We start from the raw sequence: 14,868 nt of genomic DNA, 5'->3' as shown, positions 1-14,868 counted from the left end.
TGGGCGGGTGCAGGGCGCGCGCGGCGATCATTCGATCACGTCTTCGCGCGGCAGCATCCGCTGGTTGTAGGTGTTGGCCATCGAATAGCCGTAGGCGCCGGCATCGGCGATCAGCATCACGTCGTCCGGCGCGGTCGACACCGGCAGCTTGCGGCGCTTGCCGAACACGTCGCTGGACTCGCAGATCGGGCCGACCACATCGAATGCGGCCTCAGCGTAGCCACCCTGGCGGCTGAGGTTCTCGATGTCGTGCCAGGCGTCGTACAGGGCCGGGCGCATCAATGCATTCATGCCGGCATCCAGGCCGACGCGGCGCACGCCGTCCTTTTCCACCACCTGGGTGGCGTGGGTCAGCAGCACGCCGGATTCGGCCACCAGGTAGCGGCCCGGCTCGATCGCCAGGCGGAACGCCGGATGCAGCGCCTTGACCTCGGCCAGGCCCTCGGCCCAGGCATCCAGGTCGAACGGCTCGTCCTCGGCGGAATACGGAATCGGCAGGCCGCCGCCGATGTCGATGGTCTGCACGCTGCCGATGCGGCGGGCGAAACCGGCCAGCTCATCGCACATCAGGCGCCAGTGCTGCGCGGTCTCCACGCCGCTGCCGAGGTGCGCGTGCAGGCCGACCACGCGGCTGCCCAGATCGGTGGCTGCGCGCACGAACTCATCGACACGGGCGATCGGCAGGCCGAACTTGGACTCCTTGCCACCGGTACGGACCTTGGCGTGGTGGCCTTCGCCACGGCCCAGGTCGACGCGCAGCCACAGCTCGCGGTTGCGGAACAGGTCCGGCCAGCGCTGCAGTGCTTCGACGTTGTCGACCGTCACGGTCACGCCCAGCGCGAATGCGGCTTCGTATTCGCTGCGCGGGCAGAAGCTGGGGGTGAACAGCACGCGCTTGGGCGACAGTTCCGGCAGGTGCTGGAACACATGCTTCAGTTCGCCATGCGACACGCACTCCAGGCCGAAGCCTTCGGCTTCCAGCAGCTGCAGGATGGCCGGGTGGCTGTTGGCCTTGATCGCGTAGTAGCGCTGGTCGATCGGCTTGATCGCGGCCAGCGCACGGGCGCGGGCGCGCACGGTCGGCAGATGGTAGACGTAGCGCGGCGTACCGGCATCGGCCAGCTGCAGCAGGTGCGCACGCTGGCCCCGCCACCACGGCGTGCCGCGCGGGCGCACGGTGCCGGCGATCTCGCGCCAGCGCGGGCCGAACACTTCGGTCTCTTCCACCGGCATCGCGCCGCTGTCGATCAGCTCGGCGTGCAACACCGGCAGCAGGCCATCGGCATCGGCCTCGTCGATGACGAAGGTCAGGTTCAGGTCGTTGGACGACTGCGAGATCATGTGCACGCGCTCGCGGCCGAAGGTCGCCCACACGTCCGACAGCTTGTGCAGCAGCGAACGCATGCCACGGCCCACCAGAGTGATCGCCGCACACGGCACGATCACCTTCACCTTGCAGATCTGCGACAGGTCGGCCGACAGCGCGGCCAGCACATCGGTGTTGACCAGGTTCTCGGACGGATCCAGCGACACGGTGACGTTGGTTTCGGCCGAACCGATCAGGTCCACCGACAGGCCGTGCTTCTTGAACAGATTGAACACATCGGCCAGGAAGCCGACCTGCTGCCACATGCCGATGCCTTCCATCGACACCAGCACGATGCCGTTGCGGCGGCTGATCGCCTTCACCCCTGGTACCGGCGCGGCGCTGCCGTCGATGCTGGTGCCGGGCAGTTCCGGGCGCTCGGTATCGAGGATGGCCATCGGTACGCCGGCATCGCGGCACGGCTTGATCGAGCGCGGGTGCAGCACCTTGGCGCCGGTGGTGGCGATTTCCTGCGCCTCGTAATAGTCCAGGCGGGTCAGCAGGCGCGCGTCCGGCACATCCTTCGGATTGGCGCTGAACATGCCCGGCACATCGGTCCAGATCTCCACGCGGCTGGCACCCAGCAACGCGCCGAAGTACGCCGCCGAGGTATCCGAGCCGCCGCGGCCGAGGATGGCGGTACCGCCATCGGCATGCCGCGAGATGAAGCCCTGGGTGATCAGCAGGCGGGTCGGCTGCGCGCGGAAGCGCTGCATCCATTCCGCGTCGGCACGCCACTGGCAGTTCACCGACAGGCGCTGCGACCAGTCGCTCTGGTTCGGCTGCGGCGGCATCGCGTCCAGCCACTGGCGGGCATCCATCCAGCCCATGTCCAGGCCCGACGCGCGCAGGTAGGCCGCACCCAGAGTGGAGGACAGCAGCTCGCCCTGGCCCAGCACTTCGGCCTGCCAGTCGAGCGGACGGGTGGCTGCACGCACGTCGTCGAGCAGGCCCTGCAGCGCGGCGAGGCGATCGGTCAGCACCTCGCGGCCCAGGCCGAGTTCAACCAGGAAGGCCTCGTGGCGTTCGACCAGCGCCGCCACGCGGTCCCGGCTGTCGGGCGCGCCATCGGCGATCGCGGTCAGTTCGTTGGTGACCCCGGACAGCGCCGACACCACCACCAGCACGCGCGAGCCGGTCTCTTCCGCGCGTTTTTTCGCCAGCTTCCCGATCGTGTCCCAGCGGTGACGACGCGACACCGAGGTGCCGCCGAACTTCAGTACGATCCAACGATCGACAAGGGGGGAAGCTGACATGGATTGGCTATGTAGAATGTGGGGAAGCCGCCCTCGGGGGCGGAACCTTTGATTCTAAGCGCAATATCCCCGTAGATGGCCGTCCTCCGTTACCTGCAGCTCGATGTCTTCGCCCCCCGCCCCGGCACCGGCAACCCGTTGGGCGTCATTCTGGACGCCGACGGGCTCCCCAGCAGCCAGATGCAGGCCCTGGCCGCCTGGCTGAACCTGTCCGAGACGGTGTTCTTCCTGCGCCCCAGCACGCCGGGCGCCGACTACCACATCCGCATCTTCACCCCGACCCGCGAGCTGGCCTTCGCCGGCCACCCCAGCGTCGGCGCCGCCTGGGCGGCGGTGACCTGCGGCCTGGCGCAACCGCACGACGGTTCCCTCCTGCAGCAATGCGCGGCGGGGTTGCTGCCTGTACGGGTGAGCGGCCCGGCCGAGGCACTGCAGATCCAGCTGGCCAGCCCACCGGCGCGGCAACTGGACACAGCGGCCGACGGAGCGCCCGAAGCGCTGCTGGCGCTGGCCGACAGCGGGCACGTGCCCGAACTGTGGGACAACGGCGCACGCTGGTGGCTGTTGCCGCTGCGCGACGCCGCCGCCGTACGCAACCTTGTGCCGGACATGGCCACGCTGGCCGACTGGAGCCTCGCCACCGACGCGACCGGTGTGGCCGTGTTCGCCGACGAGGCCGGCGACGACCACACCCGGGTGGTGCGCGCCTTCTGCCCCGCTGATGCAGCCGCCGTGCCCGAGGATCCAGTGACAGGCAGCGCCAATGCGCTGATCGGTGCCTGGCTGCGCCAGCGCAATGCCCTGCCCGGCCGCGAGGGCCGCTACGTCGCCAGCCAGGGCCGCGAAGTCGGCCGCGATGGTCGCGTACAGGTCGAGGTTGATGCGCAGGGCACGGTGTGGATCGGCGGCCAGGTGCAGTGCGTGATCGACGGCAGCATCCGCTGGTAGCCCACGGAAAAAAGGGGACGGAGGGAATTAAGTCGCTTATGGCACATGAGGCAAAAGCGACTTAATTCCCTCCGTCCCCTTTTTGGTGCTCCGCGCTACGCTATGCGGCCTGTTTACTGGAGTGCCGCCTGATGTCCACCCGCCGTTTCCTGCAGCTGGACGTGTTCTCCCCGCGCGCTGGCGCTGGCAATCCGCTGGCCGTGGTACTCGATGCCGAGGGCCTGGACGACGCCAGCATGCAGGCCATCGCGCGCTGGACGCGCCTGCCCGAAACCACCTTCGTGTTCCCGCCGCAGGTGCCGGGCGCCAGCTATCGATTGCGCATGTTCAGCCCGCAGAAGGAAGTTCCGTTCGCCGGCCACCCCAGCGTCGGCACCGCGCACGCGGTGCTGCAGGCGGGCCTGGCCGCAGCGGTCGACGGCGTGCTGGTGCAGGATGGCATTGCCGGCGCGCTGCCGCTGCGCGTCAGCGGTGAGGGTACGCAGCAGCGCATCGCCATCCGCACCCCGCGCGCGCAGCTGGCCGAGACTGCCGAGGCGACCGATCCGCGCCTGCAGGCCGCGCTGAAGGACTGGCCGCTGGGCACACTGCCGCCGGCACGCATGCAGGGCGGCCGCAGCTGGTGGGTGGTGCAGGTGGCCGACGAGGCCGCATTGCGCGCGCTGCAGCCAGACTGGGATGCAGTGGCCGCACTGGCTGAATCCACCGACAGCATGGGCGTGTTCGCCTATGCCTTCAGCGATGGCAGCGAGGGTTTCGACCTGGCCGTACGTGCCTTCGTCGGCAATGGACGCCGCTTCGAGGACGCCGCCTCGGGTGCGGCCAATGCGGTGCTGGCCGCGTGGCTGGACCTGCGTGACGCGCTGCCGCGTGGACGGACGCCGTTTGAAGTCAGCCAGGGCCGCGAAGTCGGCCATGACGCGCGCCTGACCCTGCTGGTCGACCAGGACGGCGAGGTCTGGTCTGGCGGGCAGGTGCAGACGGTGATCAGCGGCACCATCGATTGGTAAACACCATCGAGGTAGAGCCGAAGGCAGCGGCAGGAGCCGCTGCCAACGTCGGACGCGACGGCCCGGAGGGTGGCGGCCGGGAAGGCCGCCATAACGCTGGCCGGCTGTCACCTGGACCTCGACATCATGCGGTTGCCGGCCAGCGGCCGGCACTACCCTCAGCCCAGCTCGGCTTCCAGGCTGATCGGCACCGCGCTCAGCGCCTTGGACACCGGGCAGTTCTGCTTGGCGTCATCGGCAATCGCACGGAACTGCGTCGCGTCGATACCCGGCACCACTGCCTTCACCTTCAGCCGGATCTGCGACAGCTGCGGGCCGCCCTCCAATGACAGATCGACCTTGGCTTCGGTGTCCAGCGAGGTCGGGGTAAAGCCGGCTTCGCCGAGCTTGGCCGACAGCGCCATGGTGAAGCAACCGGCGTGCGCAGCAGCGATGAGCTCTTCCGGATTGGTGCCCTTTTCGTCGCCGAAACGGCTGTTGAAGCCGTAGCGTGTCTTGTCCAGCAGCCCGCTCTGCGGCGTGCTCAGCTGCCCCTTGCCCGACTTCAGATCGCCTTCCCAGTGCGCGGTGGCGTGTCGCGAGATTCCCATGTGCTGCTCCTGCGTGACGGTGATGAACGGTCACCCTCGCACGGGAGGCGTTAGCCCTGCGTCGCTCCGCCGCACGCCGCAGGTCGCCCTCCGAACCCGGCGCGTGGACACTTTCTCACCAGCCGGAAACGCATTTTTCTCTTGTTTTCAGTGGTTTCGCGCATTCCGCCGATGGGCGGGCGTGGGCCGTCGCGCGCGTTGCCACACCCCCGTCCCCCACGGCGCGCCATGTACTGAATCGGCCTAGATATGAAAAAACATGCACTTTCCGCGCTTCGGGCTATTGGCGGCGCCCAAGAGTTGCCCTACATTGCGCTTGCCGACGGGGTTCGGCGCCGACCAAACAACCAACCGTTCACGGAACAGGAAACCATGGCAAAGACCGCTAAGAAGGCTGCCCCGAAGAAGGCAGTGAAGAAAGTCGCGACGAAGGCAGCCGCCAAGCCGGCCGCTCCGAAGCCGATCAAGGAAGTGCTGACCAAGTCCGGCCTGGTTGCACACATCGCTGAAGCCTCCGGCGTCGTCGCCAAGGACGTCCGCGCTGTGCTGGCCTCGCTGGAAAGCGCCGTTGCCTCCTCGGTGCACAAGAAGGGCGCTGGCTCCTTCACCCTGCCGGGCCTGCTGAAGATCACCACCGTCAATGTGCCGGCCAAGCCGAAGCGCAAGGGCATCAACCCGTTCACCAAGGAAGAGCAGTGGTTCGCTGCCAAGCCGGCCACCACCAAGCTGAAGGTGCGTCCGCTGAAGAAGCTGAAGGACGCCGCGCTGTAAGCGCGCGCCCCAACGCGGATTCCGACGGGACGGCTCTGGCCGTCCCGTTTTCTTTTGCACGTTCCCGGCAGCAGGTCCACGCCACGCGTGGATGCGCCGCCCCGGGGCATCCGCAACACAGCGTTGCCGCATACTGGAAAATCCCCGTTCAAGCCCGTCGCCATTAGCCAGGCGCGGCCTGGGCAGGCCCTGGAACGTACCGGGTGGAACACTGCGTGCAGCCCCGGCCATCGCCGCCGGGCACGGCCTTGCCTAAGGTGGGCACATCCTCCACAGCTACGGCGAGCATCCCCTCATGGCCAGCCCCTCCACCCGCTACCGGATCTCGGTGACCCCCATCGAAAAGGACGGGTTGCAGTGCACCGGGCGCTGCACCATCGAACTGGAACATCGCGCCAGCCGCGACCTGATGCGCCTGCTGGAAGCGGCGCCACGCACCGCTGGCATCAGCGGTGATGAACGCGCGACCCTGGTGATCGCCACCCAGCTGCTGCGCGACATCGTGCAGCGCCACGCGGAGACCGATGGACATGCGTTGGCCGCCATCGCCGGGCAGGTGCTGCCGGCACTGGATGCGCTGGAGCAGTTGCCCTCCTCCCGCTGATTCCCGCGCAGCCGATACACTGTCTCCCCCACATCGCCTCGGGGAGGAGGCATGCGCAGGACGCTTTTCCTGATCGCGCCCCTGGCGCTGCTCGGCTGCTCCAGGCCTGCGGCAGCGCCCGATGTTGCGCCAGCGCCGGCTGTCGCCAGCGCCGGAACGCAGGGCTTCGCCGGCACCGAAGCGGCGTCCCTGCAGACACCGGCGATCGATCCGCTGTTCGCTGCGGTCGCTGCCGACGCCCAACCACCATCGGTGATGCTCAACCGCTACGTGATCGCGCTGCTCAACCGCAACCGCAGCGCCAGCGACGCGGCATGGGCGATTCCACCGGCCGACCCGCACCGCGCAGATGACGCTGCCATACGCCAGCTGCAGGGCGTGCGTACGCTGCGGCTGGACAGCGAGCCCCCGGTGGCACGCGACGGCCAGCACCCTCCCAAGCTGCTGGAGGTGCCGGTGCGGATCCGCGCGGTCACCACCCAAGGCACCTTCCGCTTCGGCGGCTGGTACCGCGTGCAGCCCAGTGCTGATGGCCGCGGCTGGCAGATCCAGTCGGCGCAACTGCGGCCAACGCTGGACTGAACCGTTGCAGCGGCATGCACGCGCGATTCAGCCGCCCCGGCTACTCTTTCCTCCATCCTTTCCCAGTCCAGCGGTCACCGCCATGCGCCTGCGTTCCCTGATGACCCGCCTCGCCGCCTCCACCGTGCTGATCGCCGCCGCGATCGGCGCGCAGGCCGCCCCATCCATTTCCGGCCGCGAACTGTCGGTCGGCGCCAGCGATGTGCAGCAGTATCTCGATGGCAGCTTCCCGCGCACCCAGGACGCGTTGGGCGGACTGATCGCCCTCACCATGAGCCACCCCCAGCTGAGCCTCCCGGCCGGCGAGCGCTTGAACCTTGGCATGGACGTGGCACTGGCCACTGCCGGTGGCAATCCGGCCAAACTGGGTACGGTGAAGCTCAGCAGCGGCCTGCGCTACGACGCGCAGACCCAGGGATTCCATCTGCAGCAGCCGAGCGTGGATGACTTCACCCCGGCCAACCAGGGCGGTCGTCTCGACTCCCGTACCCGTGGCCTGCTCAACGCCTGGCTGAGCGACTACGCCCAGCGGGAGCCGATCTACAAGCTGGACCCGGCCGTGGCCGGCGTGCTTGGCGCGCTGCAGGTGCAATCGGCACAGGTGAAGAACGGCAAGCTGGTGGTCACCTTCAACCAGAACCTGGGCAACCTGGTGCCGGCAGGCGTGCTGGGCAAGTAAGGTGGTGCCGGCCAGCGGCCGGCACTACCGGCAGCGCATCAGGCGGCGAGTGCCTTGACCACCGCCTCACTGAAGGCTGGGATGTCGTCCGGCTTGCGGCTGGTGATCACGTTGCCGTCGACCACGACCTCGGCATCGCGCCAGTTCGCCCCCGCATTGGTCAGATCCTGCTGCAGGGACGGCCAGGACGTCAGCTCGCGGCCATCGGCGAGGCCACTGTTGATCAGCAGCCACGGGCCATGGCAGATCGCCGCCACAGGCTTGCCGGCTTCGTCTACTGCGCGGACGAAGCCGAGTACAGCCTCGTCGGTACGCAGCGTGTCCGGATTGATGACCCCTCCCGGCAGCACCAGGGCATCGAAGCTGGCCGGATCGGCCTCATCCAGCGGAATATCCACTGCAACGGCGTCGCCCCAGTTCTTCTCTTTCCAGCCCTTGATCGTCGCCTCCTTTGCAGGCGACACGACGCTGACGCGCGCGCCTTCGGCTTCCAGCAGACGCTTGGGTTCGGTCAGTTCGGACTGTTCAAAGCCGTGGGTGGCAAGGATGGCAATCTGCTTGCCCTTCAATCGTTCTGCCATGGGTGCACTCCGGTTGGGGGTGCCGACAGAATGGAAGAACGGCCCTTGCACGGCGGTGACCCTGCCGTGCACGGCAGGTGGAGAGCCTCCGGGTGGTGCCGGCCGCTGGCCGGCACCTGGATTGCGCCTTGCCGGCCAGCGGCCGGCACTACCCGGTACCGGTCAGCGCTTGGGCTGCAGCATGGTGCCGGTGCACTTGGGCGAGCCGCAGCGGCACTCCCAGATCTTCTTCAGCTTGGCGGTGTGACGCTCGGCCAGGGTGATGCCGTAGTTGTAGGTCAGCTCTTCGCCGGCCTTGATGTCACGCAGCGCCTCGATGAACACCTTGTCGCCACGGCTGTCACCGTCCTCGTCTTCCTCGATCACCGCCTCGCAGTTCGGGTCGCAGCTGTGGTTGATCCAGCGCGCATCGTTGCCCTTGTAGTTGGCATCGATCACCCAGTCATCGTTGAGGGTGAACAGGAAGGTATGGCCGCTTTCAACGTCGCCGCTATCATCGGCATCAACGTCGCCGTGGCTGCGCAGCAGGCCCTTGTACTGGATCACGCGCTCGCCCTGCTTGATCGGGGCCACGGCGAACACGCCGTTGCCATGGATGGCGGACTTGCGGGCTTGGATCTTCTTCGGCATCGGCACGGGCTGTTTGCAGCGGATGGAACCGGGATTCTCGCCCATTCCGGGTGATTGCGAAAATCACCCCGTTGGCGCAGCATGGCGCCCCGGCGGTGGCCCCGGTGCGTCGTCCCGGTCCGTCCCAGCGCCGGCTGAATGCCCGGGTTGGATGCCGGCGAATAAAAGCGTACAATTTCAGTCCGCTTTAAGAACCGCTCGCATTCCCATGTTGCGTGTCACCAAGCTCACCGATTACGCCACCGTGGTGCTGACCGTGCTTGCCGCCCGTCCGGGCGAGGTGCTCAGTGCCACTGAGCTGGCCGAATTCACCGGCCTGGAGCCGCCCACCGTCAGCAAGGTGCTCAAGCCGCTGGCGCAGGCCGGCCTGGTCGAAGGCCTGCGCGGTGTCCGTGGCGGCTACCGCCTGACCCGCCCGGCCATCGAGATCTCGCTGTTCGAAGTGGTCGAAGCGATGGAAGGGCCATTGGCCCTGACCGAATGCAGCCACGACCACCACCAGTGCGGCATGGCGCCCAAGTGCGGCGCGCGCAGCAGCTGGCGGCTGATCAACGACGTGGTCTCCGAGGCCCTGCGCGATGTCACCCTCGCCCAGATCCTGCCCCCTCTTCCCCTTGCCGATGACGAACAGCGCCGCACCATCGCTGTCGACGTCGTCTCCTGATCCACAGGCAGCCCCCCATGGCCACCGAAACCATCGAAAACGTCGCCCACGACGACACCCCCAACCGCGAGATCCACGAGCAGCTCGGCCGCAAGTATTCGGCCGGCTTCATCACCGAGATCGAATCGGACTCCCTGCCGCCGGGCCTGGACGAGGACACCATCCGTGCCCTGTCGGCCAAGAAGGACGAGCCGGAGTGGATGACGCAGTGGCGCCTGGACGCCTACCGCCACTTCCTGACCATGCCGATGCCGGACTGGGCCAAGCTGGAGATCGCGCCGATCGACCTGCAGGCGCTCAGCTACTACTCCGCGCCCAAGGGCCCGAAGTACGCCTCGCTGGATGACGTGCCAAAGGAACTGCTCGACACCTACGACAAGCTGGGCGTGCCGCTGCACGAGCGTGCCAAGCTGGCAGGCGTGGCGGTGGACGCGGTGTTCGACTCGGTGTCCGTCGGTACCACGTTCCGCAAGGAACTGGCCGAGAAGGGCATCATCTTCTGCTCGATGTCCGAGGCCATCAAGGAACATCCGGAACTGGTCCGCCAGTACCTGGGCACCGTGGTCCCGGTAGGCGACAACTACTTCGCCGCGCTCAATTCGGCGGTGTTCTCCGACGGCAGCTTCGTGTTCATTCCCAAGGGCGTGCGTTGCCCGATGGAACTGAGCACCTACTTCCGCATCAATGCCGGCCACACCGGCCAGTTCGAGCGCACCCTGATCGTGTGCGAGGACAAGGCCTACGTGTCCTACCTGGAAGGCTGCACCGCGCCGATGCGCGACGAGAACCAGCTGCACGCGGCGGTGGTCGAGCTGGTCGCGCTGGAAGACGCGGAGATCAAGTACTCCACCGTGCAGAACTGGTACCCGGGCGACGAGAACGGCGTCGGCGGCATCTACAACTTCGTCACCAAGCGTGCCGAATGCCGTGGCGCGCGCAGCAAGGTCACCTGGACCCAGGTCGAAACCGGTTCGGCGATCACCTGGAAGTACCCGTCCTGCGTGCTGCTCGGCGACGACTCGGTCGGTGAGTTCCACTCCGTGGCGCTGACCCATCACCGCCAGCAGGCCGACACCGGCACCAAGATGATCCACGTCGGCAAGCGCACCAAGAGCAAGATCGTCAGCAAGGGCATCAGTGCCGGCCGTGGCCAGAACACCTACCGCGGCCTGGTGCGGGTGGACCGCAACGCCGATGGCGCGCGCAACTACACCCAGTGCGATTCGCTGCTGATCGGCAAGCAGTGCGGCGCGCACACCTTCCCCTACATCGAGGTGAAGAACCCGGGCGCCACCGTCGAACACGAGGCCACCACCTCGAAGATTTCCGACGACCAGCTGTTCTACTGCCGCGCCCGTGGCATCAGCCAGGAAGACGCGGTGTCGATGATCGTCGACGGCTTCTGCAAGCAGGTGTTCCGCGAACTGCCGATGGAGTTCGCGGTGGAGGCCAAGAAGCTGCTGGAAGTCTCGCTGGAAGGAAGCGTCGGATGATGCGTACGTCTTTGCCCGCACTGTTGCTGCTGGGCCTTTCGCCCTGGGCCTTCGCCAACGCGTCCTGCACCCCCGAAGACCTGGTGGGTGCCACCCCGGTCAAATTGCCCGCCAGCACGGTCATCTCCGCGCCGAAAGAATTTTCGATAGTGCTGACAACGCAGCAGGACGGCAGCTTCGGCGCGATCCGGGCTCGCCTGAGCTCGGGCAACCGTGAGCTGGATCGCGCCGCTGCCGAATCCATCCGACAGGCCTCCCTCGCAGTCTCCTGCCTGCAAGAACCCGGTGAAGAGATCATCGTGGTTTTCTCCGCCCTCCCCGCTCAACCTGGGCAGCCCGGCAACGGCACGGTGCAGATCGTCCGCATCGACCCCGCAGCCCCGAAACCTACCAAGCCATGACCATGCTGAAGATCGAAAACCTCCACGCCCGCATCGGCGACAAGGAAATCCTCAAGGGCCTGTCGCTGGATGTTAAGCCCGGCCAGGTGCACGCCATCATGGGCCCCAACGGCGCCGGCAAGTCCACCCTGGGCAATGTCCTGGCCGGCCGTGACGGCTATGAAGTGACCGAAGGCAGCGTGCAGTTCGACGGCAGCGACCTGCTCGACCAGGACCCGGAAGCCCGCGCCGCCGCCGGCCTGTTCCTGGCGTTCCAGTACCCGGTGGAAATCCCGGGTGTGAACAACACCTACTTCCTGCGCGCCGCGCTGAACGCGCAGCGCAAGGCGCGTGGCGAGGACGAACTGGACTCCATGCAGTTCCTCAAGCTGGTGCGCCAGAAGCTGGCCGTGCTGCACCTGAAGGACGAGCTGCTGCACCGTGGCGTCAACGAAGGCTTCTCCGGTGGCGAAAAGAAGCGCAACGAGATCTTCCAGCTGGCCGTGCTCGAGCCGAAGCTGGCGATCCTGGACGAAACCGATTCGGGCCTGGACATCGACGCGCTGAAGAGCGTGGCCGACGGCGTCAACGCGCTGCGTGCCGCCGACCGTTCGTTCCTGGTCATCACCCACTACCAGCGCCTGCTGGACTACATCAAGCCGGACGTGGTGCACGTGCTGGCCGATGGCCGCATCGTCAAGACCGGTGGCCCGGAACTGGCGCTGGAACTGGAAGCGCACGGCTACGATTTCCTCAAGGATCGCGTGGTGCGCGAGGCGGCGGTCTGATGAGCGCCCTGCTCGACTCCATGGCCCAGGCCTTCTGCGGCAGCGACGCGCGCCGCGAAGTGCTGGACGCGGCCCTGCGTGACGGCCTGCCGGCCGCGCGCAACGAAGCCTGGAAGTACACCTCGCTGCGCCAGCTGGAACGCCGTGCGTTCGCGGCTGCACCGCTGCAGGGCCCGGCGCTGGACGCCGCGCTGCTGGAGGACATCCCGGCACCGCGCCTGGTGTTCGTCAACGGCCGCCTGGATGCCGCGCTGAGCGACGTGCAGGTCCTGCCGGACGGCGTGCAGCTGCAGCCGCTGTCGGCCGCACTGGCCTCCGGCGAAGACGCCGTGCGTTTCCTTGGGCGCCGCTACGAGCGCAGCGAAGAGATCTTCGCTCGCCTGAATGCCGCGCTGGCCGATGAAGGCGTGGTGCTGCGCGTGGACGAAGGCGTGCAGGTCGAAGCGCCGCTGCAGCTGGTGTTCGCCAGCGTCGCCGGCGATACCGACCTGGCCTGGCACCACCGCCACCTGATCGAACTGCGTGCCGGCGCCAGCCTGGGCGTGGTCGAGCACCGCCTCAGCGTCGGCGATTCGGCGCACCTGGACAACACCGTGCTGCACGCCCATGTCGCCCGCGATGCCGTGCTCAAGCACGCCCGCGTGCAGGCCGGCAGCGCGCGCCAGACCAGCTTCCTGCGTACCGACGCGGTGCTGGCCCGCGACGCGCAGTACCACCGCGTCGACCTGGAACTGGGCGCAGCACTCAGCCGCCACGAACTGAACGTGCGCCTGGAAGGCGACAACGCCCAGCTGACCGCCAACGGCGTACTGCTCGGCAATGGCCGACGCCACGTCGAGACCCGCCTGGGCATCGACCACATCGCGCGCGATACGAGTTGCGAGCTGCTGTGGCGTGGCGTTGCCGCCAACCGCAGCCGCGTGGTGTTCCATGGTGGCATCCAGATCCGCGAAGGCGCCGACGGCACCGATGCGAACCTGTCCAACAAGAACCTGCTGCTGTCGGCCGACGCCGAGATCGATACCCAGCCGACGCTGGTCATCGACGCCGATGAAGTGAAGGCCGCGCATGGCGCCACCGTCGGCCAGCTCGATGCCAACGCGCTGTTCTACCTGCGCTCGCGCGGCCTGCCGCAGGCACAGGCGCAGGCACTGCTGAGCGCCGCGTTCTGCCACGAGCCGCTGAAGATCCTGCCGGAAGCCCTGCGCGAGCAGCTGGCACGCCGTTTGGACAAGGCCCTGGCCGAAGCGGGTGTGGCATGAACCTGTCCACCCCGCGCCCGATCGAAGAACGCACCGGCGCGCCCGATTGGGATCGCGTCCGCCTCGACTTCCCGCTGCTGATGCGTGAAGTGCACGGCAAGCCGCTGGTCTATTTCGACAATGCCAACACCGGCCAGAAGCCGGTGCAGGTGATCGGCGCGGTGGACGAGTTCTACCGCCGTTACAACGCCAACGTCAGCCGCGCGGTGCATGCACTGGGCAGCGAAGCCACCGACGCCTACGAAGGCGCGCGCAACACGCTGGCACGCTTCCTCAACGTGCGCCCCAGCGACCTGGTGCTGTGCAGCGGCACTACCTTCGCCATCAACCTGGTGGCGTATTCGTGGGCCCTGCCGCGATTGAAGGCCGGCGACGTGATCCTGATCACGCGCATGGAACACCACGCCAACATCGTGCCGTGGCAGCTGGTCGCACAGCGTACCGGCGCCACCATCCGCGTGGCCGAGATCACGCCTGACGGCGCACTCGATCTGGATGCGCTGCGCGCGGCAATGACCCCGAATGTCAAGCTGCTGGCGGTCACCCACGTGTCCAACGTGCTGGGCACGGTCAACCCGGTGCGCGAGATCTGCCGTGAAGCGCGCAAGCGCGGCATCATCACCGTGGTTGATGGCTCGCAGGCCGTGCCGCACCGCAAGGTCGACGTGGCCGCGATCGGCTGTGACTTCTACGCCATCACCGGCCACAAAATGTGTGGTCCGACCGGCACCGGTGCGCTGTGGGCGCGCCGCGAGCACCTGGATGCGATGCCGCCGTTCCTTGGCGGCGGCGAGATGATCAAGGAAGTCAGCTTCGACGGCACCGTGTTCAACGATGCCCCGCACAAGTTCGAAGCCGGCACCCCGAACATCGCCGGCTTCATCGGCCTGGGCGTGGCCGCCGACTACCTGCAGCAGCTTGGCCAGGAGAACGTGGAAGCACGCGAGGCTGAACTGCTGGCGCATTTCACCGAAGAGCTGCGCCGCGTCGACGGTCTGCGCATCATCGGCGAAGCACCGGAGAAGGCCGCCGTGGTCTCGTTCCTGATCGACGGCGCGCATGCCCACGACCTGGCAACCCTGCTCGACCTGGAGGGTGTGGCCGTGCGGTCAGGCCAGCACTGCGCGCACCCGCTGCTGCAGTACTTCGGTGTGGCGGCCACCTGCCGTGCCTCGCTGGCGTTCTACAACACCCACGCCGAGATCGAGCGCTTCATGACCGCGCTTACCAAGGTGCGCAAGCTGCTGGGCTGAGCCGGCACACC

General features: G+C 67.5%; 16 protein-coding genes. 12 read left to right on the top strand and 4 right to left on the bottom strand.

Going from position 1 to position 14,868, the window contains the following annotated elements; all coding sequences use genetic code 11:
- Nucleotides 1–27: 27 nt before the first annotated feature.
- Nucleotides 28–2,622 carry a bifunctional aspartate kinase/diaminopimelate decarboxylase gene (locus tag Q9Q79_RS05370; protein ID WP_043034179.1) on the bottom strand — a complete coding sequence of 865 codons (2,595 nt, stop codon included), beginning with the start codon at nt 2,620–2,622 and terminating at the stop codon, nt 28–30.
- A 75-nt stretch (nt 2,623–2,697) separates the two neighbouring features.
- Between Q9Q79_RS05370 and Q9Q79_RS05365 the strand changes: the two genes are divergently transcribed.
- Complete coding sequence (locus Q9Q79_RS05365; protein ID WP_049403258.1) at nt 2,698–3,570, top strand: PhzF family phenazine biosynthesis protein; 873 nt, start codon at nt 2,698–2,700, stop codon at nt 3,568–3,570.
- A gap of 131 nt (nt 3,571–3,701) precedes the next feature.
- Nucleotides 3,702–4,580: a PhzF family phenazine biosynthesis protein gene (locus Q9Q79_RS05360; protein ID WP_114618514.1), complete on the top strand. Its 879-nt coding sequence runs from the start codon at nt 3,702–3,704 to the stop codon at nt 4,578–4,580.
- Nucleotides 4,581–4,738: 158 nt separating this feature from the next.
- On the opposite strand, the gene Q9Q79_RS05355 is transcribed toward Q9Q79_RS05360, so the two are convergent.
- Entirely contained in the window at nt 4,739–5,170 is a 432-nt protein-coding gene (locus Q9Q79_RS05355; protein WP_005408443.1) for an OsmC family protein, read from the bottom strand.
- Nucleotides 5,171–5,542: 372 nt separating this feature from the next.
- On the opposite strand from Q9Q79_RS05355, the gene Q9Q79_RS05350 reads away from it, so the two are divergent.
- The 4 genes from Q9Q79_RS05350 to Q9Q79_RS05335 all read left to right on the top strand — a co-directional run bounded on the left by Q9Q79_RS05350 (nt 5,543) and on the right by Q9Q79_RS05335 (nt 7,806).
- A complete protein-coding gene (locus Q9Q79_RS05350; protein WP_005408442.1) occupies nt 5,543–5,941 on the top strand; it encodes an HU family DNA-binding protein in 399 nt (132 codons plus the stop codon).
- 295 nt (nt 5,942–6,236) lie between these two features.
- Nucleotides 6,237–6,545 carry a DUF3861 family protein gene (locus Q9Q79_RS05345; RefSeq protein WP_005408441.1) on the top strand — a complete coding sequence of 103 codons (309 nt, stop codon included), beginning with the start codon at nt 6,237–6,239 and terminating at the stop codon, nt 6,543–6,545.
- 51 nt (nt 6,546–6,596) lie between these two features.
- Nucleotides 6,597–7,127, top strand: coding sequence for a hypothetical protein (locus Q9Q79_RS05340; protein ID WP_201861909.1), 531 nt, complete (start codon nt 6,597–6,599; stop codon nt 7,125–7,127).
- 82 nt (nt 7,128–7,209) lie between these two features.
- Complete coding sequence (locus Q9Q79_RS05335; protein WP_005408439.1) at nt 7,210–7,806, top strand: DUF1439 domain-containing protein; 597 nt, start codon at nt 7,210–7,212, stop codon at nt 7,804–7,806.
- Between the two features lie 38 nt (nt 7,807–7,844).
- Here Q9Q79_RS05335 and Q9Q79_RS05330 read toward each other — a convergent pair whose 3' ends face one another.
- The gene (locus tag Q9Q79_RS05330) at nt 7,845–8,387 is read right to left on the bottom strand and encodes a type 1 glutamine amidotransferase domain-containing protein (protein WP_024956948.1); all 543 of its coding nucleotides are present in this window, start codon (nt 8,385–8,387) and stop codon (nt 7,845–7,847) included.
- 162 nt (nt 8,388–8,549) lie between these two features.
- Nucleotides 8,550–9,017, bottom strand: coding sequence for an SET domain-containing protein-lysine N-methyltransferase (locus Q9Q79_RS05325; RefSeq protein WP_012479369.1), 468 nt, complete (start codon nt 9,015–9,017; stop codon nt 8,550–8,552).
- 208 nt (nt 9,018–9,225) lie between these two features.
- Between Q9Q79_RS05325 and Q9Q79_RS05320 the strand changes: the two genes are divergently transcribed.
- The 6 genes from Q9Q79_RS05320 to Q9Q79_RS05295 are packed head-to-tail and all read left to right on the top strand — an operon-like array spanning nt 9,226 to nt 14,857.
- Nucleotides 9,226–9,681 carry an SUF system Fe-S cluster assembly regulator gene (locus Q9Q79_RS05320; protein ID WP_005408436.1) on the top strand — a complete coding sequence of 152 codons (456 nt, stop codon included), beginning with the start codon at nt 9,226–9,228 and terminating at the stop codon, nt 9,679–9,681.
- A gap of 17 nt (nt 9,682–9,698) precedes the next feature.
- Nucleotides 9,699–11,174: a Fe-S cluster assembly protein SufB gene (gene sufB / locus Q9Q79_RS05315; RefSeq protein ID WP_005408435.1), complete on the top strand. Its 1,476-nt coding sequence runs from the start codon at nt 9,699–9,701 to the stop codon at nt 11,172–11,174.
- Nucleotides 11,171–11,575 (top strand): hypothetical protein, encoded by a 405-nt coding sequence (locus tag Q9Q79_RS05310; RefSeq protein ID WP_043034183.1) that lies wholly within the window; start codon nt 11,171–11,173, stop codon nt 11,573–11,575. The genes sufB and Q9Q79_RS05310 overlap by 4 nt, the downstream gene beginning before the upstream one ends.
- A 2-nt stretch (nt 11,576–11,577) precedes the next feature.
- Entirely contained in the window at nt 11,578–12,342 is a 765-nt protein-coding gene (gene sufC, locus Q9Q79_RS05305) for a Fe-S cluster assembly ATPase SufC (RefSeq protein WP_043034184.1), read from the top strand.
- Nucleotides 12,342–13,604, top strand: a complete 1,263-nt coding sequence (sufD, locus tag Q9Q79_RS05300; RefSeq protein WP_043034185.1) for a Fe-S cluster assembly protein SufD — start codon at nt 12,342–12,344, stop codon at nt 13,602–13,604. Before sufC ends, sufD begins: the two co-directional genes overlap by 1 nt.
- Complete coding sequence (locus Q9Q79_RS05295; RefSeq protein WP_099596510.1) at nt 13,601–14,857, top strand: cysteine desulfurase; 1,257 nt, start codon at nt 13,601–13,603, stop codon at nt 14,855–14,857. The genes sufD and Q9Q79_RS05295 overlap by 4 nt, the downstream gene beginning before the upstream one ends.
- Nucleotides 14,858–14,868 lie beyond the last annotated feature (11 nt).

It is taken from the genome of Stenotrophomonas sp. a6 (assembly GCF_030913325.1).
GTDB classification, from domain to species: domain Bacteria; phylum Pseudomonadota; class Gammaproteobacteria; order Xanthomonadales; family Xanthomonadaceae; genus Stenotrophomonas; species Stenotrophomonas maltophilia.
Note: the sequence above shows the minus strand (reverse complement) of the source record. Positions and strands in the feature narration are given on the sequence as shown.